Here is a 21,702-nt window from a genome sequence, read left to right on the forward strand (position 1 = left end):
ATTCATCGATAGAAACGAACGATTCTGGCGTTCCAAATCATTATACGGATGGGTGGCCGCTCACTAGAATGCGCTCCATAGCGATAAAACAGGAGACATTCATGAAACGGCTCATTCCCGGCGCACTGCTTGCGTGCGCGGCGCTGGTTGGCGCATCCACGGCCCAGGCAGCCTTTCCCGACAAGCCGATCACGCTGATCGTGCATTTTCCGGCCGGCGCGTCGACCGACATCATTGCCCGCACGCTGGCCAAGGAAGTGGGCGAAGACCTGGGCCAGGCCGTCATCATCCAGAACAAGCCCGGCGCGGACGGCGCCATCGCCGCCCAGGAAGTGGTGCGCGCCAAGCCCGACGGCTACACCCTGCTTATCGCGACCAACAGCCCGATGTCGGGCGTGCCGGTCATGCGCAAGACGCCGCCCTACGATCCGGTGAAGGATTTCACACCCATCACCGATATCGGCCGCTATTCGTTCTTTCTGTATACCCGCGCCGACGTCCCGGGCAACACGCTGCAGGAATTCGTGCAGCACGCCAGGAAGAACCCCGGCAAGCTGACCTACGGGTCGGGCAACGTCACGGGCCTGCTGTCGTTTGCGTACGTGGCGCAGGCCAGCAAGATCGACATCCTGAGCGTGCCCTACAAGGGCGAGCCGCCGATGATCAATGACATCCTGGGCGGCCATCTTGATGCGGGCATCGCCACGGCGGGCACCGGCATGCCGCAGGTGCAGGCCGGCAAGCTCAAGGCGCTGGCGACCGTGCTGCCCACCCGCAGCCCCAACGCGCCGACCGTGCCGACCATGGCCGAAGCCGGCCTGGGCGGCTTTCCCATCGCCCCCTGGCTGGGGCTGTTCGGTCCGGCCGGCATGCCGGCCGATCTGGTCGAGCAATTGAACGCGGCCTTCAAGCGCGCCATGGACAAGCCTTCGGTCAAGCAAGCCATGCAAGTGCAGGACTTCATGTTGACCCCGTCCACGCCGCAAGCGCTGGGCGCGCTGGTCAAGGACCAGCTCGAAAGCCATCGCACGCTGCTGCGCGCGACCGGCCTGGAAGGCAGCCAGAACTGAGCATACAGACCATGACCTATTTCATCGAAACGTTCGACAAGCCCGATCATCAGGCCGTGCGCCAGGCCTTGCGCCCGCAGCATCTGGAATTCCTGCAAGCCCACGCCCACCGGCTGCTGGCCTGCGGCGCCAAGCTGCGCGATGACGGCAGCGATGCCGGCGGCGGCGTGTACATCATCACCGCCGACAGCCTGGCCGAGGCGCAGGCGTTCATTCACGCCGATCCGTTCTTCCTGGGCGAGCTGTTTGCCGAAGTGCGCGTCACCCGCTGGCGCAAGGCATATGTGGACGGCGTCTGCCATCTGCCGGGGGCGCAATGAAGCTGCACAGCCTGGACACCACCATCGTCGATCTGCCGGTGGCCCGGCCGCACAAGCTGGCCATGGCTGTGATCGACCGCCACAGCCAGGTCATCGTGCGCCTGCGCACCGAATGCGGCGTCGAAGGCCTGGGCGAGATCGCCATCATTCCGCATTACGGCGAAGAAGCGCCGGGCGCCATCAAGTCGATGATCGACGAAGTGATCGCGCCTTACCTGGTGGGCTACGACATCCGGCGGCTCGAAGGTCTGGTCCAGTTCATGGACCAGATCATCAAGAACAACGCCTACGCCAAGGGCGGCATCGAGATGGCCTGCGTGGACGCCATCGCCCGCGCCATGAACGTGCCGGCCTACCAGCTGTTCGGCGGCAAGCTGCACGACAGCATTCCGCTCTTGTGGGTGCTGGGCAATGGCGTCATCGACAAAGACATTGCCGAAGCCGAGGCGCGGCTGGGCGACTACAAGCTGTTCCTGGTCAAGATCGGCAAGGGCGACCCGCGTGAAAACGTCGACCGTGCGCTGGCCATCCGCGATGCGCTGGGCGACCGCGCCCAGGTGCGGGTCGACATCAACCAGGGCTGGGATGAAGCCACCGCCACCTGGGGCATCGCCGAACTGCAGGCCGGCGGCATCGAGATCATCGAGCAGCCGCTGCCCGGCCACAACGTCGAAGGCATGCGCCGCCTGACCGAACGCTTCACCGTGCCCATCATGGCCGACGAAGGCGTGATGACCGCGCAAGACGCGCTGCGCATCGCGCAGCGCAACGCCGCCGATGCCTTTTCGGTGAAGGTCACCAAGCATGGCGGCATGCTGCGCACCAAGCAGGTCGCCAACATTGCCCAGGCCGCCGGCATCCGCCTGTTTGGCGGCACGATGATCGAAGGGCAGATCGGCACGTCGGCCTATGCGCAGATCTTCTCGACCATGCCCAACCTGACGCTGGGCGCGCAGTTGTTCGGCCCGCATCTGCTGACCGACGACATCGCCTCGCCGGTCATCGCGTTCAAGGACCATGCGCTGGTCGTGCCCGACCTGCCGGGCTTCGGCGTCACGCTGGATACCGACAAGTTGAAGTTCTACCGGCGGCAGGCCGCGCGCTAGAACGCCCAGCGCCAGGACAGCGTCGCGCCGTGGTCCTGGTTGCCCGAGCCGAACTGGCCGGCGTAGGCAAGGCCCACCGTGGCGTTGCGGCCGACGGCGGCGCCCAGGCCCACGTCGACCAAGGCGGCGTTGCGCGCAATCGGCGCACCCGCGACGGTGAATGCGTCGCCCGCATCGAACGCCATGCGCGATACCGGTTTGACGTCGCCGAAGGCGTGGCGCCAGCCCAGGCCGCCCGTGAGGGTGCCTTGCGTTGTCCCCAGCGCCAGGTCATGGCGGGCCCGCAGCCCCAGGGTGGTGGTCGTGGTGTGGGTGGTCTGGCTCTCGCCCGACAGCGCCGCGCTACCGCCGCTTTCGCGGAACGCCCGGCTGCGCTGGCCGGCCCACGCCGCGCCGGCATAGGGTTCCATGGTGAGCGCATCGCTCGCTTTGAACGCCCAGCCCAGTTCCGTGAAGACCTGCGTGGTGTTGGCGCCGTAGTCGGCGCGCAGCGTCTGGTCCAGCCCGCCCGCGGCGATGCGGCGTTGGGTGCTGATGTCGTGCCAGGTATAGGCCGCGCCCAGTAGCAGGTTGAGCGTGCCGGGGCCGGCCGCAAAGGCCTTGCCGCCGTAGACGATCGCGCTGTAGCTGGAAATGTCGGTCTTGGCATCCACGCCGTCGGTGCGCAGGTTGCTGTCGGTATAGCCCAGCGCACCGCCCAGCCGCCAGCCGCCGCCGATGGCGCCGTCTCCTCCCGCGAAAACGCCGCCCATATGCAGGCGCACGGCAGCCGTATCGGCCGTGGCGCCCAGGCGCTGCCAGTTGCCCACCCCTTGCACCCAGGCCGGCTGCGCGTTGGACGTGGGCAAGGTGGTGGCGCCGGGGGCTGCGTCGCGCATGCCGGTGGCGGCCGTGGGCGCGCCCGGACGCAAGCCCGCGCCCAGGTTGGCGCGCAGTTGTGCCAACGGCACATTGCGCACCTGGCTGCCCAGGCCCTGCAACGCGCTGGCGACGCTGGCGTGGGTGTCGCCGGACAAGGCGGCGAAGTACGACGGCGGCGCGCCTTCAGGCAGCGTCAGGGCGTGGCGATAGACCTCGTGGCTGACGGGCAGGCTGTTCACCGCGTTGGCGGTGGCGATGCCGTTGCGGCTGAAGACCAGGTCGGCGAAGCGGATGGGGCGCGTGGCCGGCGGCTCGATCACGGGGGGCACCGGATTGCCGCCGGTAGCAGGCGGTGTGCCGGGGTCAGGGTCCGGCGTCACAGGCGGCACCTGCTTGGTCGCGAATTTCAGGTTCACCGCCTCGTCGTTGGCCGAATAGTCCAGCGTCGTGTCCAGATACGCCAGGTTGGTGGTGATGCTGGCAAAGCGCGTGCCGTTGAGCGTGCCGTTCGCCTGCAGGATGGGGTAGAGCGTGCCGGTGCCATAGCTGCCCGAACCGGCCACGACCTTCACGGTTGCCCCGGACACATTGGCGCTGCCGGTCGTGGCCAGCAAGTCGGCCTGGCCATTTTCCATGCGCACGACGAAGGTGCTGCCGGTGCCGAAATCCACTGACCCCGTGACGCGCGCCAGTGCAGTGCCCGTGCCGGCGTTGCTGCCGATCGCCAGTGTGTTACCCGTGCCGGTGAAGCGGATGTTGCCCGTCGTGGTCGCGCCGCGCCACAGCGTCAAGGTGTTGTTGTTGCCTTCGAAAATGACGGCATCGGTGCCGCTGGAAATCGTGCCCTTGTTGATGACGGTGGTGTGGCTGCCGGCCCGCAGCGCGACCCCGTCAATGCCCGGCCTGTCGGCCGGTCCTGCTGCGCCGCCGCCACCGCCTGCGATAATGCCTTCATTGGTGACCGTGCCGGACCCGATCGAGATGCCGGTGCCGCCGTTGCCGCCCTGCAATCCCGTCGCATTCGAGGAGAGGACCGAGCCGCCGACGCCGCCGACAACGGAGGTCGATGCGCCTATCGTGATCGTGCCCGAGGTCAGGACGATCGCATCGCCGCCGGCCCCGCCTGCTATGCGTGATTGGCCGCCGTTGCCGCCGTAGATGTTTCCTCGCAAGAGCTGCAACGTGCCGGAAGCTGCTACAACGCCCGCGCCGCCGCCGCCTCCGCCTGAGGCGGAATACGTCAGGCCCAACGTGGATTCATAGAAGGTGCTACCGCCTTGGCCGCCCTGGACGATGACGTTGCCGTCCATCGTCAATGAAACGCCCGGCAGGCCCACGACTGTGGCGCCGCCGCCGCCGCCTCCCCCGAAACCGGTTCCATCGAATCCGCGCGCTCCGTAGAGTGTGCCGCTGCGGATCTCGATATTGCTCACGGAGGTGGGGGCGAATCCCCCGTTCCCGCCGATACTGGTCGAGGCGTTGCTGCCGTCACTGCCACCGCCGCCGCCCGACCCGATAGTGAGGCCGCCGCCTCCGCCGCCGCCGCCCAGCAGGCCTCCCGGGAAGGAAGGCGCGCCCGCTGCCCCGCCCAGGCCGCCCTTGCCGGGCAAGCCGTCATCGCCCGGGTTGCCAGGCAGGCCGCCCGCGACTGCCGCTGTGCCCGCTACGCCGCCGCCGGCCCCAGCTTGGTAGCCTGGATTCACTGAGGAGCCCAAGATATTGTTGCCGCCATGGCCGCCGTCGCCGCCGGTGAGGCCACCGCCTTGGCCGCCGCCCGCCCCGAAACCAATGCCCGTGCCGCCCAAGCCGCCGCCGTAGCCGGCGGCCGCGTGGACGTCGGCGGGCAGCGCGGCCAGCACGCTGACGGCAAGTGCGCACGCGGCGGTCAGCGGCGTCAACGAAAGCGCGCGAAACGCCGCAGCAATGCTTGTCCCCGAGGTTGGCGGGCAGATGGTGCGCGGGTGCCGGGGCAGGGGAAGGCGGGAATGCGGCGGACGATGCATGAGAACGGGTCCCGAAATGCTGGCTGATCACGCTTGGTGACATACGGGGTTGCTCCGTCCGGGAAAAGATGTAACCGCTCTCTGGCAATGGCGTGCCGGGGCCAGGGCGCCATTGCGCACCGGTGGACTTGACACGTTACCGACCAACTAGTAGATTGGTTGCGTCGTGAACCTGGAAATCCCCGCATGAGTCTGGATTTATCCCCCCGCGCCCTGGAAATCGTCGAGCAGACCCGGCTGCTGCTGGCCGCCGGCGGCTATCACGGGTTCAGCTACGCCGACGTGTCCGAAAAAGTGGGCATCGGCAAGCCCAGCATCCATCACCATTTCCCCGCCAAGGAAAACCTGGTGCTGACCGTGGTGGCGCTGCATCGCGACCAGGCCCGCACGGGCTTGGCGGCGCTGAACCAACATGTGCCGGACCCGCAGGCCCGCTTGACCGCTTACGTCGATTACTGGGCCAGATGCCTGCGTGACGGCTCGATGCCCATGTGCATCTGCGCGATGCTGGCAGCGGAACTGCCCGCGGTGCCGCAGGCGGTCGCGCAAGAGGTTCGCGCCTATTTTGGCGAACTGACGGGCTGGATCGCGGCTGTGCTGGACAGTGGCGTGGCCCAGGGGCAGTTCCGGCTGCGCGAAACGGTGCAGGTCGAGGCCCAGGCGTTCATGTCGACCGTGCACGGGGCGATGCTGACCGCCCGTGCGTCGGGCGATCCCGAGGTCTTTGTCTCGATCACGCGGGCGGCCATCGGCCAGCTGGCCGCCGCAGGCTGAATGCAGCAGGGCGCGCACGGGTAGGCGCGCGTTTTTTTGTTTCGCAGTACCGATCAACTAGTTGGTTGCCAACAGGAGTCTTATCCATGCCACATCCCATTTCCACCTTGGGGGCCGCGCATACCCTCATCAGCCTGGTGCCCGCCATCGTGGGCCTGTACAGCTTCGTGCGCTATCGCGGCATCGATCCCGCGACCCCCACCGGCAAGGTCTACCTGGGCGGGCTGCTGCTGGCCGTGCTCACGTCGTTCGGGCTGTCCAGTTCCGGCGGCTTCAACGCCGGCCATGCGCTGGGCATCCTGGCGCTGCTTGCGGTCTCGGGCGCCTTGCTGGTCTCTCGCGTGCGATGGCTGCCGCGCGCGCAGCCCTACCTGACGCAGCTGGGCTTCGCCTTCAGTTTCTTCCTGATGTGGGTGCCGGGCATTGCGGAAACGCTGACGCGGCTGCCGGTATCGCATCCGCTGGCCGACGGGCCGCAGTCGCCGCTCGTGCGCGGTGCGCTGGGGGCCTGGTTCGCGGTGTTCCTGGTCGGCGCGGCCGTGCAGCAGTTCTGGATCCGGTCGCGGCAAAGGCGGGCAGCATGAGTACCCGCGCGATCGATCCGATCGGGGCCACGCGCATGCATGACGTGTGGGCGGCGCACCGCGCGGCCGCGGTCAAGCCGACGCGCGAATCCTACACGGCCCACTGCGTGCGCAACGCCGCGCAGGCGTTCCATGCCCAGCTGGACCGGTTGAATGCGCAATCCGTGGCCGAGAACCAGGCCCAGCGGGACGCGCAGACCGCGCTGCAGGTGCGCGCCCAGGCGGCCAATGACCTGGGCACGATCCAGGGCGTGCTGGCGCTGCAGGGCCAGCGCTACGCGGTGGGCCTGCCCCCGCCGCGGCCGCGCAATGGGGGGGACGAATTCGACGGCGCGTGACGCCACCGCGCCGGCCGCGTCGTCAGTCCATCCACTGCGTTTCGCCGCTCAGCCAGCAGCCTGGCGCATCGGTACGCGCGCGCAGCTGGATGGCCGATGGCGAGCCCATGGCCACGCCCTGGCGCACCGTGCAGATGCGGCCCTTGGGTACCGCGCCCACTTGGTCCAGGTACCCCCACAAGGCGGCGGCCGCGATACCGGTGGCCGCGTCTTCGGGGTAGCCCGAAGACTTGGGGAACTGCCGCGCGTAGACGTCCCCGCCTGCCACTGCATAGGGGTACAGGCCGGTGGAATCCAGCGCTTCACACAGCGCGCGCATGGCGTTGAAGTCGGGCGCCAGGGCGTTCAGCGCGGCCGCGTCCGGCAGGCGCACCAGCGTCTTCACGCGGCTGGTGCTGGCATTGATGGCGTGCAGGCCGGGCAGTGCCGGGTCGATGCGCAGCACGTCGGCGATGGCGCGCGTCTCGGCCGGCGTCAGCTCGCGGGTGGTGACGGCCGGCTGCGAGATCCAGGTCCAGCCGCGGGCTTCGTCCCATTGCACATCGACAGGGCCGCTGTGGGTCTGCACTTGTGCAGTCGGTGTCGTCCAGCGGCCCCATTGCCGCAACGCCCATAGCGTGCCCACGGTGGCGTGGCCGCACATTTCCATTTCGTGGCCGGGCACGAAAAAGCGCAGGCGGCACAACGGGCCGGGCCCGTCGGCGGGAAATACGAACGATGATTCGTGGCCGTGGTGCGCGGCCAGCGCCTGCATGTCGGCCGCCGTCATGCCGCGGGCATCGAGCACCAGCGGTACCGGGTTGCCGCCGGCCTGGCCGGCGGTGGGATCGACGAAGACGCGCAGCAGCGCCACCTTGCCGGCGGGCGGGGTCTGGGGGCGGGCGGAAGAAAGCTCAGTCAAACTGGACTCCAACAGTGGTGATGAGGTCGCGCCAGAAGGCGAGGTCGTGGGTCACGGCGCCGGTCAGGGCCTGCGGCGTATCGGGTTTGACATCGACGCCCTTGGCCGCCAGATCGGCGGCGATGGCAGGGTCTTGCAGCGTGGCATTCAAGGCCTGGTTCATGCGCGCGACGATGGCCGGCGGTGTGCCCTTGGGAAACGCCAGGCCGTACCAGAGCGATTGCGTGTAGGCCGGCATGCCCTGCGCCGCGAAGGTCGGTACGCCGGGCAGGATAGCGCTGGGCTGGGTGATGGCCACGGCGGCCACCTTGCCGCTTTGCACGAACGGCGCCAGGCCGATGGGGTTGTCGAACATGATGTCGACCTGGCCGCCGACCAGGTCCGTATAGGCGGGTGCCGCACCACGATAGGGCACGTGGGTCAGGTCGACCTGCTGGTCCTTGGCGAACATCGCGCCCAGCAGATGCGACAGCGTACCCGCGCCGACCGAGGCGTAGGTGCCGCGGCCGCGCTGCTTCAGGGTTTGCACCAGAGCGGGCAGCGTGGTGGCCTTCAGGGACGGATGCACGGCCAGCACATAGGGCGACGTGCCGATGAAGCCGATGTAGTCGAAGTCCTGGGCAGGACGATACGGCAGGTTCTTGTACAGGCTGGGACTCAGCGCGATGGTGCTGGTAGTGACGGCCAGTGCGGTGTAGCCGTCGGGCTTGGCGCGCGCGGCCTGGCCCGACCCCACCGTGCCCCCGGCTCCGCCCGCATTCTGGATGACCAGCGTCTGGCCCAGGTGTCGCGTCAGCGCCGGTTGCAGCGTGCGCACGACCAGGTCGGTACCGCCGCCGGCCGGGAAAGGCACGATCAGGGTGACGGGCTTGTCCGGCCAGGCGGGCTGGGCCAGGGTGGCGGCAGGCGCCAGGGCGAGGGCCAGGCAGGGCAGCAGGAGGGACGAAAACAGGCGTGGCATGAGGTTCCCCTTGTCGTGGTGTGGTGCCATGATCGTAGGGACCGTTGGCGTCGCGGGCGAACCGTGGCGCGACAGCATGCCGTCCAAAACGCGACAACGGCGCCTGGTCTTGCAATAACGCAGGCGCGCGTCGATACTGGTTCGACCTGCTCCTTCCCGCTGCCTGCCTTGCCGGGCATCCCGCCATGACGCGCCCCTTCCCGCTGTCGTCCAAACTGGACCTGATCGCCCAGACCGGCTTTGCCATGGCCGCCAGCCGCCAGCCGCGTTATGCCTTCCATTGGCACGAGCACGACTGCGCCATGCTGCTGTGGCCGCGCGCCGGCGCATTGGACAGCGCCTGGCGCGATCCCGACGGCGACTGTCGCCGGGGCCGGCTGGTGCGGGGGCAGGCGCTGCTGTTGCCTTCACATGTCGAGCACAGCACACGCGCCCAGAGCATCGCGCAGCAGCATGGCGAGCTCTATCTGTCGCCTGACCTGCTGCGCGCCTGCCGCGCCCTGGGCGTGCTGCAGCTGGACGGTGCGGCGCAGGCCATGCTGGATGCGTTATGGAAGCCAGCCTTATCGGCCAAGGCGCAGCCCGCGTTGATATCCGCCCTCATCGCCCAGCTCGACAGCAGCCGCCCGGTCCAGGTGCTGGCCGCACCACCGCCGAACCTGGCGCACCGGTGGGTCCAATCCCTGCGGCAGTGCCTGGAAGACGGCCTGCCGCCGCCGTCTGTGGCCGAGTCCGCGATGGCGTTGGGGGTGTCCAGCCGTACCTTGCAACGCGCCTGCCTGGATGCGTTTGGCCTGCCGCCCGTTGCCGTGCGCCGGACGTTGGTGGCGCAGGCCGCGCGCCAGCGTATCGCGCTGGGCGAACCCGCCGCGCGGGTCAGCGCCGAAATGGGGTTTGCCAGCAGCGGCCACCTGGGCCGCCTGCTGCGCGCCGTGGATACCCACGTCGAATTTTCAAAATGTGAAGCCGGCTGACTTCGGCTGCGACAACGGCTAGGATGAGCCTTCCCATCAACAGGAGGCACCATGGATTGTTCAGTCGAAGGAAAGATCGCATTCGCCGACGGCCACTCGTACCACTTCGCCACGGTGGATGCGGCGCTGGCGTTCGCCGAGTGCGTCAAAAGCAGCGGCAATCCCGGCCAGTGCGCGGCCACCCATGGCAGCACCAGCCGGGTCAAGCTGGAAGACGTGCAGGCGCAGGAAGAGGCCGAGCGGCGCGAAGACGACGGGCCGGCGCCCTGACGCCCAGTACGCCCGGCTGGGCGGCCGCCCGCGCGGGCCGTTTGGCCCGTACGAGGACGATCCCCGCGGCGGCTTCATGCACAAGCCGGCCGTCGCCCAGGCGGATGAGGCCGGTACGCAAGACGCGTCGTGTCAGCCGGTGGCCAGCTCAAAGACCTTGTAGATCACCATGCCCACCGCCACCAGCAGGTAGGCGCGCAGCACGCCCATCCACAGGCGGTGCGTGGCGGACAGGGACAGCGGTTTGAGCTGATGCAGCGGCGGCATGCGCCAGTGATTGCGCAGGGCTTTGCTGACGGCCGGGTCCGCCGGGACGCGATCGCGGCGGGTCCGCTGTCCGAAGAACTGGGCGGCGACCGTGACCACGGCGCCTGCGGCCGAACCGCCGGCAAGGATCCACGTGATGACCCGCCCCGAGATGTCGGGCCACATCACGGCGGCCGTGAGAATGATGGACAGCATTACCAGCACCGACACGATCACACCGGTAAAGAGATTGGTGATGCGCGAATTCACCCATGGCCCCAGCACCGCCTTGTCATTGCACAGCAGCAGGAGAAACACGGAGGCGCTGGGCAATAGCACGCCCGCCAGGGTCTGGACGGCGTTGGTCAGCAGCCCCAGCGGCACGCCGGGGATCAGCACCAGCGCCGCGGCGCCCGCGATCAACAGCCCGTAGACGGCATAGAAAGCCTTGGCGTCGGTGGGCTTGCGGTGCAGGGAATGCTTCAGGCTCAGCACGTCGGCCACGGCGTAGGCGGTGGATAGCGAGACCGCCGCCGCGCCGATCAGGCTGGCATCGAGCAAGGTGACGGCGAACAGCACGCCGGCCAGGCGGCCGTGCGTGTTAGCGATGGCCGATGCGACCGCGCCCGCATCCTGGAAGTTGCCGAAATCCGGGCTGCCGGCAAAGGTCGCGGCCGAAACGGCAATGATCGCGATCGCGCCGATGATGACCAGCGCGATGCCCAGCCACAGGTCGGCGCGCTCATACGAGATGAAGCGGGGCGTCACGCGCTTGTCGATGACGTAGCTTTGCTGGAAGAACAATTGCCACGGGGCGACGGTGGTGCCGACGATGCCGATGATGAGCAGCATGACATCGCTGAATTTGCCGCCCTCGGGCAATCCGGGAATCAGGAAGTCCCGTCCGATCTGCGCGGCGGGCGGATGCACCATGAGAAGCAGGGGCACCAGCAAGAGGCTGCCGAAAACCAGGACCAGCGAAAAGCGCTCGAATTTTCGGAAGTCGCCGGTACTGACCGCCAGCATGACCAATGCCGCTGCCGCGGCCACGCCGAGCAGTTTGGGGATGCCCAGGAAATCCAGCGCCAGGGTGATGCCGATGAATTCGGTGACGATGGTCAACGCATTCAGGACAAACAGGTCGATGGCGCTGAAGGCGCCCCAGAATTTTCCGAACCGTTCCAGGATCAGGCGAGCGTGGCCCACCCCCGTGACGGCGCCCAGCCTGAGCACCATTTCCTGGTTCACATACAGCACGGGTATCAGCAGCGCCAGTGTCCACAGCAGTGTCGTGCCGTAGTTCTGGCCGGCCTGTGCGTAGGTGCTGAACGCCCCGGCATCGTTGTCGCCAACCATTACGATCAGGCCTGGCCCCAGAATGGCCAGCAGCGTTCGGAACCGGTGCCACCAGTTCTTGCGGCGGGCGACGTCGCCTTCCTTGATGGTGCCGAAGGCCCCTCGAATATCACCGATATGCGCGTCGTCCAGGACCGCGACGTCTTTCGCTTTCTTCAACATGAATCACATTCCCAAGCATTTACCTGCTGCATCTAATGCCACGTCATGCAGGGAAATGGGGATTCGTCCAGCAAAAGGGGGGCTATCGCGCTCGCATCTCCCGGTTATGGGATTGCCCGCGACGCTCCGCTCGCGCACCACCGCGCGCACGGCGATGGAACACCGTGCACGAGGCAGTATCTGAAAGCCCTGCAATCAATGGCGCCGAAATTGACAATCGACGACTGTCATCGTCTGACATAGATCTCCTGGTGTGCACAACCCGCGCAAGAAGGCAGGTTGGGTCGCCCTTTACGACGACTGCGCGATTGCAAACTATGGAGTCACTCTAGAGTCAAGGCTTTTTATTGATGAGGGGAAAGAGGCCGCTCAGCGCGGCAGCGCCACGCAAAACCGGGTGATGTCGTCGCGCGATTCGGCGTTGATGCGGCCGCCGTGCGACAGCACGATCTGCTGGGCGATGAACAAACCCAGGCCCAGGCCGTGGTGCCCGCTGGCCGGACGCGCGCCGCTGCGAAACGGGTTGAACAGGTGCGGCAGCAGCTCGGGCGGGATGGTGCCGCCATTGCTGACGGTGACGACCACTTCGTCCGCCGCCGTACCGTCCACGTCGACGCGCACCGGCGCCTCGCGGGTGCCGTGGTGCAGGGCGTTGCCCAGCAAATTGGCCAGCACCTGGGCCAGGCGTTCGCCGTCCCAGTTGCCGCTCAGGTCGCCCTTGAAGCTCGATTCGATCTGACGCTCGGCAAAGCCGGTGCGCAGTTCGTCCAGCGTACGATTGACCAGGCTTTCCAGGTCGAACCGCGTGGGGGCCAACGTCAGGCCGCCTGCCTGGCGGATGCGGGTCACGTCGAGCAGGTCTTCGATCAGGCGGCTCATGCGTTCACTGCTTTGCAGCATGCGTTGCGACAGGCGGGCCACGCGTACGTCATCGCTCTGGCGCTGCAGTAGCGATGCGCCCATGACGATGGCTTGCAGCGGCGTGCGCAGGTCGTGGCTCAGCACGGCCATGAACATCTCGTTCACGCGCAGCGCCTCGGTGCGCTCTTCCAGCTGCTGCGCCAGCGCGCGCCGGCGTTCGTGTAGCTCGAAGAATACGTTGGCCTTGGTCTTGAGCATGTACGGGTCGATGGGCTTGTACAGGAAGTCCACCGCGCCGCTTTCGTAGCCGCGGAATTGCCAGTTGTGCTCGCGCGAACCCGCGGTGATGAAGATCAGGGGAATGTGGCGGGTGCGTTCGCTGCCGCGAATCAATTCGGCCAGTTCGAAGCCGTTCATGTCGGGCATCTGCACATCCAGCAGCGCCAGCGCCACGTCCGGATGGGTCAGCAGCAGCTCCAGCGCCTGCGGGCCGGACTGCGCCTTCAGCACGTCGACGCGGTCGCTCGCCAGCAGGGCTTCCAGCGCGATCAGGTTCTCTGGCACGTCATCGACCAGCAGGCACTTGATACGGGCGTCCGGGGTTTTGGCAGGTGTCAGGATCATGATGTCAGAAGGGGTTGGGGGTCAGGCCGATGCGTGGGCAACTGCGTGAACAACGTGGCGATTTCCTCAAGCGTCAGGGCGGGCAGCCCCGGTGTACGCGCCAGGGCGGCCTCGGGCATGGTCGGCATGAACGCCGTGGCCGGCGCCTGGACCAGTGCGTGGCCGCCCACGGCATGGATCGCGGCCAGGCCATCGGCGCCATCTTCGTTGGCACCCGACAGCAGCACGCCGAGCAGCCGCCGGCCATAGCAGTCGGCGGCGGAATGGAACAGCACGTCGATGGACGGCCGCGAGAAGAACACCGGCGGGTCGATGGACAACGCCAGACGCGGACCCGTGTCCACCAGCAGGTGGTAGTCGGGCGGCGCGAAATACAGATGGCCCCCCAGCAGCGGCTGCTGGTCTTCGGCTTCCTGCACGGGCAGGGCGCAGCGGTCGCGGAAGATCTCGACCAGCAGGCTGCGGCGGTCGCGCGGCAGGTGCAGCACGACGATCACCGCGGCCCGCAGGCCGGCGGGCAGCGCAGGCAGCAGGACGTTCAAGGCGTCGATGGCCCCTGCCGAACCGCCGATGACGATCGCGTCCCAAGGACCGTCGGACGGCACTTGGGGCAGGGGGGCGGCCGCGTTCGAGCTCACAGGCCGGCCTTCTTGCGATAGATGCGGTCCTGCGGCACGAAGTCGTCGAAGTTCCCGGCCTGCGCCGAGAAGCGGATCGACTCGCGTGACCCCAGGCCCATGAAACCGCGATGCACCAGCGCATTGTGGAACAGGCCGAGCGCGCGGTTCTGCAGGTCGCGTTCGAAATAGATCAGCACGTTGCGGCAGGACACCAGGTGCACTTCGGCGAAGACGCTGTCGGTGGCCAGGCTGTGGTCGGAGAACACCATGTGTTCGCGCAGCGCCTTGTCGAACATGACCCGGCCGTAGCGCGCGGTGTAGTAGTCGGACAGCGAACTGCGGCCGCCGGACTGGGCGTGGTTCGCGGTGAAGGCAGCCACACGTTCCAGGTCGTAGACGCCTTGTTCGGCGGCGCGCAGCGCATGCGGGTTGATGTCGGTGGCGTAGATCAGCGTGCGGTCCAGCAGGCCTTCTTCATGCAGCAGGATGGCCAGCGAATAGACCTCTTCGCCCGCGCTGCAGCCGGCCACCCACACCTTGATCGACGGATAGGTGCGCAGGATCGGAATCACCTCGTCGCGCAGCGCCAGGAAATAGCTGGGGTCACGGAACATGTCGCTGACCTGCACCGTCAGGAACTGCAGCAGGCCGGTGAAAACCGCCGGTTCGTGCAGCACGCGATCTTGCAGCTGCGACAGGGTCTTGCAGCCGAACTGACTCAACGCGCTGCGCAGGCGCCGCTTGAGCGAGGCCTGGGCATACGCCCGGAAATCGTAGTGGTACTGGTGATAGATCGCATCGAGCAGCAGCCGCTGCTCGATGTCTTCGATATGGGCACGGTTCCGGTGAGGCATGGTCGTGGCCGCCCGTTATTTGCGCATCCAGACGCGCACCAGCGACAGCAGGCGTTCCACGTCCAGCGGTTTGGCGATGTAGTCGTTGGCCCCGGCCGCCAGGCATTTTTCCTGGTCGTCCTTCATGGCCTTGGCGGTCAGCGCAATGATCGGCAGGCGGCGCCATTCGGGCCGGGTGCGGATCTCGCGCATGGCCGTGTAGCCATCCATCTCGGGCATCATGATGTCCATCAGCACCAGGTCGATCGTGCGGTGGCCGTTGGCGCCTGCGCGCTCCAGGGCAGACAGGGCTTCCAGGCCATTGCGGGCGATCTCCACGTGCAGGCCGGTGGGTTCCAGGATGCTGGACAGCGCGAAGACGTTGCGTACGTCGTCTTCCACCACCAGCACCGTGCGGCCTTCCAGCGCGGTGTCGCGGCTGCGGGCAAGCTCAAGCATCTGGCGATGCTGCGGCGGCAGGTCGGCTTCGACCTGATGCAGGAAAAGCGTGACCTCGTCGAGCAGGCGCTCGGGCGAGCGCGCATCCTTGATGATGATGGACTTGGAAAAGCGGCGCAGGTGCTGCTCTTCGTCGAGCGACAGCGCGCGGCCGGTGTACACGATGACGGGCGGGAACGACACGCTGTCCTGCTCGGCCATTTGCTGCAGCAGGTCGTAGCCGCTCATGTCGGGCAGGTTCAGGTCCATCACGACGCAGTCGTAGGTGGTGTCGCGCAGCAGGTTCAAGGCGGCGGTGGCGGTGGCGGCCGGTACGATCTGCACGCCGTCGCGCGCCAGCAGCTCGCGCACGCTTTCACGCTGGCGGTCGTCGTCCTCGACCACCAGCACGCGCCGCACGTTCTGCGTGAACTTGGCTTCCAGGCGTTGCAGCGCATGGATCAGCTCTTCGCGCTTGACCGGCTTGAGCGCGTAGCCGACGGCGCCGCGGCCCAGGGCCTCTTGCGAGTAATCGGCCACCGACACGATGTGCACGGGGATGTGGCGGGTGTTGGGATTGCGCTTGAGCTGGTCCAGCACGCCCAGTCCCGAGAAATCGGGCAGGTTCATGTCCAGCACGATGGCATCCGGCCGGTGCTGGGCCGCCAGGGCCAGGCCGTCGTTGGCCGTGTGGGCGGCCAGGTGGCCAAAGCCCATTTCGCGCGCCAGGTCGCCCAGGATGTCGGCGAAACGTTCGTCGTCCTCGATGACGAGGATGGTGCGGCCGGAAGCCGGGCCTGCACTTGCGATGGGCGCCGGGATCGTGTCCGCTGCCGTCTGGGCAGTGGTCGGCATGGCGGCCGGCACGACAGGCTCGGCCCTCGGCATGGCAACCTCGAACGGCGCCGGCGCCGTCTGGACCGGCGATGTGGCCTGCAGGCGCAGCGGCACCAGCAGCGTGAACACGCTGCCTTTGCCGGGCGCGCTGACCAGGGACAGCGTGCCGCCCAGCAGCTTGGCCAGGTCGCGCGAGATCGACAGGCCCAGGCCCGTGCCGCCATGCTTGCGGTGCGTGCTGCCGTCGGCCTGGCGGAAGGCCTCGAAGATCAGTTCCTGCTGATCGGCCGCGACGCCGATGCCGGTGTCCTGCACCGCGAACGACAGCATGTTGCGCGGCGCGCGCGATACCTTCAGCGCCACGGTGCCCTGCTCGGTGAATTTCAGGGCGTTGGACAAGAGGTTCTTGAGCACCTGGCCCAGGCGCTGCGGGTCGGTGTGCAGCGTGGCCGGCACGTCCGGGGCGATGTCCAGTTCCAGCGCCAGGCGCTTTTCCTGCGCCATGGGCCGCAGCGGGTCCAGCAGCCGCTCCAGCGCGGACGCGATGGAGACTTCTTCGACGTCGACGGTGGCCTGGCCGGCCTCGATCTTGGACAGGTCCAGGATGTCGTTGATCAGTGCCAGCAGGTCGCTGCCCGCGGCGTGGATGGTCTGGGCGTACTTGACCTGGTCGGGGCTCAGGTTGCCCGGCTTGTTGTCGGCCAGCAGCTTGGCCAGGATCAGCGTGGAATTGAGCGGCGTGCGCAATTCGTGGCTCATGTTGGCCAGGAACTCGCTCTTGTACTGGCTGGCCTGGGTGAGCAGCCGCGCCTTGTCGGTCAGCGCGCCTTGCACCCGCAGCAGCTGTTCGGCCTGGGATTCCAGGTTGACGTTGGTCTGTTCAAGTTCGGTCTGCTGCAGCTCCATGCGCGCCTGCGACTCTTGCAGGATACGGCTTTGCTGTTCCAGCTCTTCGTTGCTGACGCGCAGTTCTTCCTGCTGGGTCTGCAATTCTTCGGATTGGCGCTGCGTTTCCGCCAGCAGGGATTCCAGTCGGGTACGGTCCAGGCCCGCGCGAATCGCGGACGCCAGCATTTCCGAGGCGCCTTCGAGCAGGTTGCGCTCGGCATCGCCCACGGCGTGGTTGAACCCCAGCTCGATCACGGCATACACGCGCTCGTTCTGGATGGCGGGCGCCAGCACCAGTTCGGCCGGGTTGGACCGCCCGGTGGCCGAGGTGATTTCGAAGTGGCCCGCCGGCACGTTGCGCACGTGCATCAGCTTGCGCGAGGCGGCGACCTGGCCCGCCAGGCCCTGCGGCGCCGGGATCTTCTGCGCCAGGCGTTCGGGCGGCAGGGCGTAGCCGCCGAACAGTTCCAGTTCGTCGCCGCTGCCGTTGACCACGTAGCCGGCGCCGACGTTGGCATCCAGGTACTGCGCCAGGAAGTCCAGCGCCCGCTTGCCGATCTCGTCCAGGCGCAGGTCGCCCCGCAGGCTCAGGCTCAGGCCCGACAGGCCGGTGGTGACCCAGGCCTGGCGCGCCTTGGCGCGGTATTCGCGGATCGTCATGGCGGCCGACGCCAGGATCAGCACCAGCAGCAGCAGCGATCCGCCCCACGAGTAATAGGCCGACGTCGCGGCGGCCGCGGACCAGGCTTCGCGCTCGTCTTCCAATTGGCCCATCTGCCGCGTGTACAGGTCGCCCACCAGGTCACGCAACCGGTCCATCGCATCCTTGCCGGCATCGGTGCGCACCACCGCCATGGCGCCTTCGACGTCGCCAGCCTTGCGCATTTCGACGGTCTCGCGCAGTTCGCTCAGCTTTTGCTGCGTGATGGCCGAGATGTCGTTGACGATGCGGCGCTGCGCCGAGTCCGTCGACGTGGCCTCTTTCACCAAGGCCAGGCGTTCATCGATCAGGGGCAGCGACCGCACGTACGGCTGCAGATAGGTCAGGTCGCCCGTCAGCAGGTAGCCGCGTTGCCCAACCTCGGCATCCTTGAGCGCCGAGTTGAACAGGCTGAGCTGGCGCAGCGTCTCGGTGACGCGGTTCATGGCGTTGACGGCCTGCACCCGCGTGTCCGCCGACCGCACATTGACGAAGGCGATGACGATGGTAGCCAGCGCCGCCGTCACGAATCCGACCATCAAGGTCTTGGGAACGGTATAGCGGCGGACAGACTGAGACGAATTCGGCATGGGAACGGGTGACCGGGCAGGGAAGGGGGGCGGTGGGCGCAACGATTGTAGGGACGGCGTCGCAACAATCGGCAGCCCCATGAAATATACAGGGGACGGACGTGATAGTTTCGTCCGGATACAATTACTACACACATGAACGACGAGCGTGACCTAGCATTCGCCCATTCACGCCCCACCAATCTCTAGTGCCTGCCGCCAGGACGCCCAGACGTGCCAACGCGGCAGTGCCGGCCACAGAACCATCATGAAAAAAATCCTCCTGGTCGACGACCAGCCCGCCCTCGTCGCCCTCATGGGCGAATTCCTCACCGGCGAAGGCTATGCCGTCACCACGCATACCGACGGCCTGACGGCGCTGCAGCAGATGCTGAGCCTGCGTCCGGACCTGGTCATCACCGATTTCTCGATGCCCGGCATGGATGGCGGCGCCCTGCTGACCGCCATGCGCGAGAACGCCTATCTCAGCGAGACGCCAGTGCTGGTGCTGAGCGGTCGCCCCGAACATGAGATTGCCGCGGCCTGCGGCGATCGCGCGACCCTCATGCGCAAGCCGGCCGAGCCGCTGGATGTGCTGGCGGCCGTGCGCCGCCTGCTGCCGGAAGCCGTGGTGCCGTCGCGTCATCGCGCCCGCCCGGACATCCTGGCCAGCGCCGCCGGCCACGCGGCCAATGGCCCCGCGGTGCTGGTCGCCTAGCGCGCCAGCCCGGCGAACTTGCAACTTTTCTTCACGGCGCTCAGCGAGCGCCGGCGGCTTCCAGCTGCCTGGCGATCGCGTCCTGCCCGCGCTGGCGGGCATGCCATAACGGGCTGCGTCCATCGCCATCGGCCAGGTTCACGTTGGCCCCGGCCTTGAGCAACTGCGCCACCACGGCCTGGTGATCCGGCCCGCCGTCGCTCAGGATGATGGCTTCCAGCAGCCCGGTCCAACCCAGCCGGTTGACGTGATCGGGGTCGACGCCGGCTTGCAGCAATATCCGCACGGTGTCGACCAGGCCACGCTCGCACGCGGGAATCAGCGCGGTGCCGCCATAGCGGTTGGTGCTGCGCAGGTCGGCGCCATGGCGCAGCGTCTGCGCCAGGATGCCGTTGTGGCCGCGCGCGCCGGCATACAGATAGGCGCTGTCCTGCATGCGGTTTTTGGCGTTGACGTCGGCCCCCGCGTCCATCAACGCGGTGGCCGCGGCCTCGTGGTTGGCCAGCGTGGCGCGCAGCAGGGGCGTATTGCCCTCGCCGTCGCGCGCTTCCAGTGGCGCACCCTGCGCCAGCAGGGCCTTGACCCGTACGGCGTCGCCGTCGGCCGCGGCCCGCAGCAGGTCGACGCCGGCGTCGCCCGGCGCTGCCGCGCCGCTTTCCGCGACCGCCAGCAGGGCAGCCGCCATGAATGTGCGCCAGGAACGGATGATGGACATGCGGGCGAGCCTCCTTGTGATGACTGAATCGTGCCCTCGATTATGCCGTCACGGCGCGCAGTGTCACGGATGCAGCGCCATCCCCTTCACCGTCTTGTCCACCGCTTTCTTGGGCCCGCGCACCGCGATGCCGACCAGGTTCATGTTGGCAGCGTCTTCCGCGCGGAAGACCTCGCGGTTGGCTTCGTCGTGGCCCGTGGCGAACATGGCTTGGATGAAGGGCACGACCGTGAGTTCGCGTTCGCGGGCCGTGCGGTGCGCGCCTTGCAGGCCGGCCAGGTCGCCTTCGAACACCAGGATCGGCTGCACCGACATGCTGGCATAGGGGTGCCCCGTGGCGTCCACGTAGGGCGCGCCCAGCATCTCGGGCGCGGCGGACGCCAGGCCGGTGGACAGGAAGGCCACCACATTCAGGCGCTGCCACGTGGCCAGGTCGTTACGGACGATGATGGCAACTTTGGTATCAAACACGTCAAGACTCCGCTAGGGGAAAAGCGCCCATGGTGGCGCAGTGCCCCCGCGAGGGTCTAGAACGTTTGTGCGCTGTGCCGGTACTTCGCCGGGGTGATGCGGTAGGCGCGCTTGAACCAGCGGCCCAGGTGGCTCTGGTCGGCAAAGCCGACCTGGGCGGCGACCTCGGCTGGGGCGATGCCGCGGGCCAGCAGCGCACGCGCCCGCCGCAGCCGGGCGTTCACCAGGTAGGCGTGGGGCGCCAAGCCGAATTCGCGGCGGAACTGGCGGGCCAGGGCGTAGCGGTCCATGCCGGAATGCTCGGCCACCTGGTCCATGCTGAGATCAAGCGCCATGTGGGCATCGATGTATTCCTGGGCTCGGCGCGCGCGGGTAGGCGAGGGGCGGGCCGGGGCGATGAGCAGGCGTTCGTGGTCGCCGGCCAAATGCTCGATGAGGGCATCCAGGGCCTCGTCGCGCGCCAGGCGCGGGTCGTCCGGCTCGAAACTGTGCAGGGCCGCGACGATGGCGTTGATCAGCGCGGGCTCGTTGGACAGCGACGCGCGAAACATCGAGAAAGCCTGGCGGCCGGGTTTGCGTTCGCGCCGCTGCATCGCGGCATCGACCCAGGCCAGGGGCAGGTACAGCATCGAATACGTGAACCCCTGCTCGCTGCCGGCATGGCCGTCGTGGACGGCGCCGGGTTCGATCAGCATGGCATTGCCCACCGTGCTGGTGACGATGCGCCTGGCGCACTGGAACTGCTGCACGCCCTGCAGCGTCACGCCCACCAGCATTTCATCGTGGTCGTGCGGATCGTAGGCGTGCCCGCGAAAATGGGCATGCACCACCTCGATGCCCGTCGCGGCATCGCGCCGTACCCGGATCCAGTCGTCTTGAGTCGTCATAACGGAAATTCCCTGCCCGAAAGCAGTCTTGGCGCGCATGAGCGCCGTGGCTGCCCGGCGGCTTGTTCGCCGGGTAGATTACTTGAATAATCGAGGCGGCACGCATCCGCGACATGCCTCAAGGCAAGCAAGGAGACGGTACATGGCAATCCCCGGCAACCCCACGGCGCTGTATCTGGACGACCTGTCAGTGGGGGACACATTCACCAGTGCGACGCATCAGCTGGACGTTGATCAGGTACGGCGCTTCGCCTCGGAATTCGACCCGCAGCCGTTCCACCTGGACGAGGACGCGGCGCGCCATTCCCTGTTCCAGGGGCTGGCGGCCAGCGGCTGGCATACCGTTGCCATCACCATGCGCCTGCTGGTCGACAGCATGCCGCTGGCCGATGGCGTGATCGGCGCGGGGGCTGAGATCAGCTGGGCCCGCCCGACACGGCCGGGCGATGCGCTGCACGTGAAAAGCACGATTCTTTCCATCACGCCGTCGCGCAGCAAGCCGGACCGCGGCATCGTGCTGGTGGAAAGCGTGACGTTCAACCAGGACGGCGATGAAGTGCAGAAGCTGACGAGCAAGGTGGTGAGCTTTCGCCGCAAGTAGCCTGCGATGGCACG

The 21,702-nt window shown here is 67.5% G+C and carries 21 protein-coding genes; 10 read left to right on the forward strand and 11 right to left on the reverse strand.

Translation table 11 applies throughout. The annotated features are described in order from the left end of the window. Positions 1–101: 101 nt before the first annotated feature. The 3 genes from AC3WMR_RS14720 to AC3WMR_RS14730 are packed head-to-tail and all read left to right on the forward strand — an operon-like array spanning position 102 to position 2,496. Positions 102–1,070, forward strand: coding sequence for a Bug family tripartite tricarboxylate transporter substrate binding protein (locus AC3WMR_RS14720; protein ID WP_492264453.1), 969 nt, complete (start codon positions 102–104; stop codon positions 1,068–1,070). 11 nt (positions 1,071–1,081) lie between these two features. Continuing rightward, positions 1,082–1,390, forward strand: coding sequence for a YciI family protein (locus AC3WMR_RS14725; protein ID WP_492264452.1), 309 nt, complete (start codon positions 1,082–1,084; stop codon positions 1,388–1,390). Next, positions 1,387–2,496 (forward strand): muconate/chloromuconate family cycloisomerase, encoded by a 1,110-nt coding sequence (locus AC3WMR_RS14730; protein WP_492264451.1) that lies wholly within the window; start codon positions 1,387–1,389, stop codon positions 2,494–2,496. Before AC3WMR_RS14725 ends, AC3WMR_RS14730 begins: the two co-directional genes overlap by 4 nt. Here AC3WMR_RS14730 and AC3WMR_RS14735 read toward each other — a convergent pair. Continuing rightward, positions 2,493–5,255 carry an autotransporter family protein gene (locus tag AC3WMR_RS14735; protein WP_492264450.1) on the reverse strand — a complete coding sequence of 921 codons (2,763 nt, stop codon included), beginning with the start codon at positions 5,253–5,255 and terminating at the stop codon, positions 2,493–2,495. The genes AC3WMR_RS14730 and AC3WMR_RS14735 overlap by 4 nt on opposite strands. Positions 5,256–5,546: 291 nt before the next feature. Between AC3WMR_RS14735 and AC3WMR_RS14740 the strand changes: the two genes are divergently transcribed. The 3 genes from AC3WMR_RS14740 (at position 5,547) to AC3WMR_RS14750 (ending at position 7,056) form a co-directional block, all read left to right on the forward strand. Continuing rightward, positions 5,547–6,134, forward strand: a complete 588-nt coding sequence (locus AC3WMR_RS14740) for a TetR/AcrR family transcriptional regulator (protein ID WP_492264449.1) — start codon at positions 5,547–5,549, stop codon at positions 6,132–6,134. Between the two features lie 86 nt (positions 6,135–6,220). Continuing rightward, positions 6,221–6,718 (forward strand): hypothetical protein, encoded by a 498-nt coding sequence (locus AC3WMR_RS14745; protein WP_492264448.1) that lies wholly within the window; start codon positions 6,221–6,223, stop codon positions 6,716–6,718. Then, positions 6,715–7,056, forward strand: coding sequence for a hypothetical protein (locus AC3WMR_RS14750; protein ID WP_492264447.1), 342 nt, complete (start codon positions 6,715–6,717; stop codon positions 7,054–7,056). The genes AC3WMR_RS14745 and AC3WMR_RS14750 overlap by 4 nt, the downstream gene beginning before the upstream one ends. 22 nt (positions 7,057–7,078) lie before the next feature. Here AC3WMR_RS14750 and AC3WMR_RS14755 read toward each other — a convergent pair whose 3' ends face one another. Both AC3WMR_RS14755 and AC3WMR_RS14760 read right to left on the reverse strand, forming a co-directional pair. Further along, positions 7,079–7,957 carry a PhzF family phenazine biosynthesis protein gene (locus AC3WMR_RS14755; RefSeq protein WP_492264446.1) on the reverse strand — a complete coding sequence of 293 codons (879 nt, stop codon included), beginning with the start codon at positions 7,955–7,957 and terminating at the stop codon, positions 7,079–7,081. Further along, a complete protein-coding gene (locus AC3WMR_RS14760; RefSeq protein WP_492264445.1) occupies positions 7,950–8,918 on the reverse strand; it encodes a Bug family tripartite tricarboxylate transporter substrate binding protein in 969 nt (322 codons plus the stop codon). The genes AC3WMR_RS14755 and AC3WMR_RS14760 overlap by 8 nt, the downstream gene beginning before the upstream one ends. A gap of 185 nt (positions 8,919–9,103) precedes the next feature. Between AC3WMR_RS14760 and AC3WMR_RS14765 the strand changes: the two genes are divergently transcribed. Together AC3WMR_RS14765 and AC3WMR_RS14770 are read left to right on the forward strand one after the other, a co-directional pair. Next, on the forward strand, positions 9,104–9,892 hold the full coding sequence (locus tag AC3WMR_RS14765; protein ID WP_492264444.1) for an AraC family transcriptional regulator: 789 nt from the start codon (positions 9,104–9,106) through the stop codon (positions 9,890–9,892). Positions 9,893–9,943: 51 nt separating this feature from the next. Further along, complete coding sequence (locus tag AC3WMR_RS14770) at positions 9,944–10,162, forward strand: hypothetical protein (protein ID WP_492264443.1); 219 nt, start codon at positions 9,944–9,946, stop codon at positions 10,160–10,162. Between the two features lie 132 nt (positions 10,163–10,294). On the opposite strand, the gene AC3WMR_RS14775 is transcribed toward AC3WMR_RS14770, so the two are convergent. The 5 genes from AC3WMR_RS14775 to AC3WMR_RS14795 all read right to left on the reverse strand — a co-directional run bounded on the left by AC3WMR_RS14775 (position 10,295) and on the right by AC3WMR_RS14795 (position 18,317). Next, positions 10,295–11,926 carry an NRAMP family divalent metal transporter gene (locus AC3WMR_RS14775; RefSeq protein ID WP_492264442.1) on the reverse strand — a complete coding sequence of 544 codons (1,632 nt, stop codon included), beginning with the start codon at positions 11,924–11,926 and terminating at the stop codon, positions 10,295–10,297. A gap of 369 nt (positions 11,927–12,295) precedes the next feature. After that, entirely contained in the window at positions 12,296–13,411 is a 1,116-nt protein-coding gene (locus tag AC3WMR_RS14780) for a hybrid sensor histidine kinase/response regulator (protein WP_492264441.1), read from the reverse strand. Then, positions 13,408–14,049 carry a chemotaxis protein CheB gene (locus AC3WMR_RS14785; protein WP_492264440.1) on the reverse strand — a complete coding sequence of 214 codons (642 nt, stop codon included), beginning with the start codon at positions 14,047–14,049 and terminating at the stop codon, positions 13,408–13,410. Before AC3WMR_RS14785 ends, AC3WMR_RS14780 begins: the two co-directional genes overlap by 4 nt. Next, on the reverse strand, positions 14,046–14,885 hold the full coding sequence (locus AC3WMR_RS14790; RefSeq protein WP_492264439.1) for a CheR family methyltransferase: 840 nt from the start codon (positions 14,883–14,885) through the stop codon (positions 14,046–14,048). The genes AC3WMR_RS14785 and AC3WMR_RS14790 overlap by 4 nt, the downstream gene beginning before the upstream one ends. Positions 14,886–14,900: 15 nt before the next feature. After that, positions 14,901–18,317 carry a response regulator gene (locus tag AC3WMR_RS14795; protein WP_492264438.1) on the reverse strand — a complete coding sequence of 1,139 codons (3,417 nt, stop codon included), beginning with the start codon at positions 18,315–18,317 and terminating at the stop codon, positions 14,901–14,903. 247 nt (positions 18,318–18,564) lie between these two features. Here AC3WMR_RS14795 and AC3WMR_RS14800 point away from each other — a divergent pair, with 247 nt between their 5' ends. Next, a complete protein-coding gene (locus tag AC3WMR_RS14800; RefSeq protein ID WP_492264437.1) occupies positions 18,565–19,014 on the forward strand; it encodes a response regulator in 450 nt (149 codons plus the stop codon). A 40-nt stretch (positions 19,015–19,054) separates the two neighbouring features. On the opposite strand, the gene AC3WMR_RS14805 is transcribed toward AC3WMR_RS14800, so the two are convergent. The 3 genes from AC3WMR_RS14805 to AC3WMR_RS14815 form a co-directional block, all read right to left on the reverse strand. After that, on the reverse strand, positions 19,055–19,729 hold the full coding sequence (locus tag AC3WMR_RS14805) for an ankyrin repeat domain-containing protein (protein WP_492264436.1): 675 nt from the start codon (positions 19,727–19,729) through the stop codon (positions 19,055–19,057). A 63-nt stretch (positions 19,730–19,792) separates the two neighbouring features. Beyond that, on the reverse strand, positions 19,793–20,200 hold the full coding sequence (locus AC3WMR_RS14810; protein ID WP_492264435.1) for a DUF2000 family protein: 408 nt from the start codon (positions 20,198–20,200) through the stop codon (positions 19,793–19,795). A gap of 56 nt (positions 20,201–20,256) precedes the next feature. Continuing rightward, positions 20,257–21,087: an AraC family transcriptional regulator gene (locus tag AC3WMR_RS14815; protein ID WP_492264434.1), complete on the reverse strand. Its 831-nt coding sequence runs from the start codon at positions 21,085–21,087 to the stop codon at positions 20,257–20,259. A 142-nt stretch (positions 21,088–21,229) separates the two neighbouring features. On the opposite strand from AC3WMR_RS14815, the gene AC3WMR_RS14820 reads away from it, so the two are divergent. Beyond that, complete coding sequence (locus tag AC3WMR_RS14820; protein ID WP_492264433.1) at positions 21,230–21,688, forward strand: MaoC family dehydratase; 459 nt, start codon at positions 21,230–21,232, stop codon at positions 21,686–21,688. The last annotated feature ends 14 nt before the right edge of the window (positions 21,689–21,702 follow it).

This window comes from Achromobacter sp. FW305-C-28 (assembly GCF_058783235.1).

Bases quoted from the DNA above. Each gene is read 5' to 3' on its own strand.
- AC3WMR_RS14775 (WP_492264442.1), bottom strand. From the start codon at position 11,926: ATGTTGAAGAAAGCGAAAGACGTCGCGGTCCTGGACGACGCGCATATC.
- AC3WMR_RS14740 (WP_492264449.1), top strand. From the start codon at position 5,547: ATGAGTCTGGATTTATCCCCCCGCGCCCTGGAAATCGTCGAGCAGACC.
- AC3WMR_RS14745 (WP_492264448.1), top strand. From the start codon at position 6,221: ATGCCACATCCCATTTCCACCTTGGGGGCCGCGCATACCCTCATCAGC.
- AC3WMR_RS14815 (WP_492264434.1), bottom strand. From the start codon at position 21,087: ATGACGACTCAAGACGACTGGATCCGGGTACGGCGCGATGCCGCGACG.
- AC3WMR_RS14760 (WP_492264445.1), bottom strand. From the start codon at position 8,918: ATGCCACGCCTGTTTTCGTCCCTCCTGCTGCCCTGCCTGGCCCTCGCC.
- AC3WMR_RS14795 (WP_492264438.1), bottom strand. From the start codon at position 18,317: ATGCCGAATTCGTCTCAGTCTGTCCGCCGCTATACCGTTCCCAAGACC.
- AC3WMR_RS14790 (WP_492264439.1), bottom strand. From the start codon at position 14,885: ATGCCTCACCGGAACCGTGCCCATATCGAAGACATCGAGCAGCGGCTG.
- AC3WMR_RS14765 (WP_492264444.1), top strand. From the start codon at position 9,104: ATGACGCGCCCCTTCCCGCTGTCGTCCAAACTGGACCTGATCGCCCAG.
- AC3WMR_RS14805 (WP_492264436.1), bottom strand. From the start codon at position 19,729: ATGTCCATCATCCGTTCCTGGCGCACATTCATGGCGGCTGCCCTGCTG.
- AC3WMR_RS14800 (WP_492264437.1), top strand. From the start codon at position 18,565: ATGAAAAAAATCCTCCTGGTCGACGACCAGCCCGCCCTCGTCGCCCTC.
- AC3WMR_RS14720 (WP_492264453.1), top strand. From the start codon at position 102: ATGAAACGGCTCATTCCCGGCGCACTGCTTGCGTGCGCGGCGCTGGTT.
- AC3WMR_RS14770 (WP_492264443.1), top strand. From the start codon at position 9,944: ATGGATTGTTCAGTCGAAGGAAAGATCGCATTCGCCGACGGCCACTCG.
- AC3WMR_RS14725 (WP_492264452.1), top strand. From the start codon at position 1,082: ATGACCTATTTCATCGAAACGTTCGACAAGCCCGATCATCAGGCCGTG.
- AC3WMR_RS14750 (WP_492264447.1), top strand. From the start codon at position 6,715: ATGAGTACCCGCGCGATCGATCCGATCGGGGCCACGCGCATGCATGAC.
- AC3WMR_RS14730 (WP_492264451.1), top strand. From the start codon at position 1,387: ATGAAGCTGCACAGCCTGGACACCACCATCGTCGATCTGCCGGTGGCC.
- AC3WMR_RS14780 (WP_492264441.1), bottom strand. From the start codon at position 13,411: ATGATCCTGACACCTGCCAAAACCCCGGACGCCCGTATCAAGTGCCTG.
- AC3WMR_RS14820 (WP_492264433.1), top strand. From the start codon at position 21,230: ATGGCAATCCCCGGCAACCCCACGGCGCTGTATCTGGACGACCTGTCA.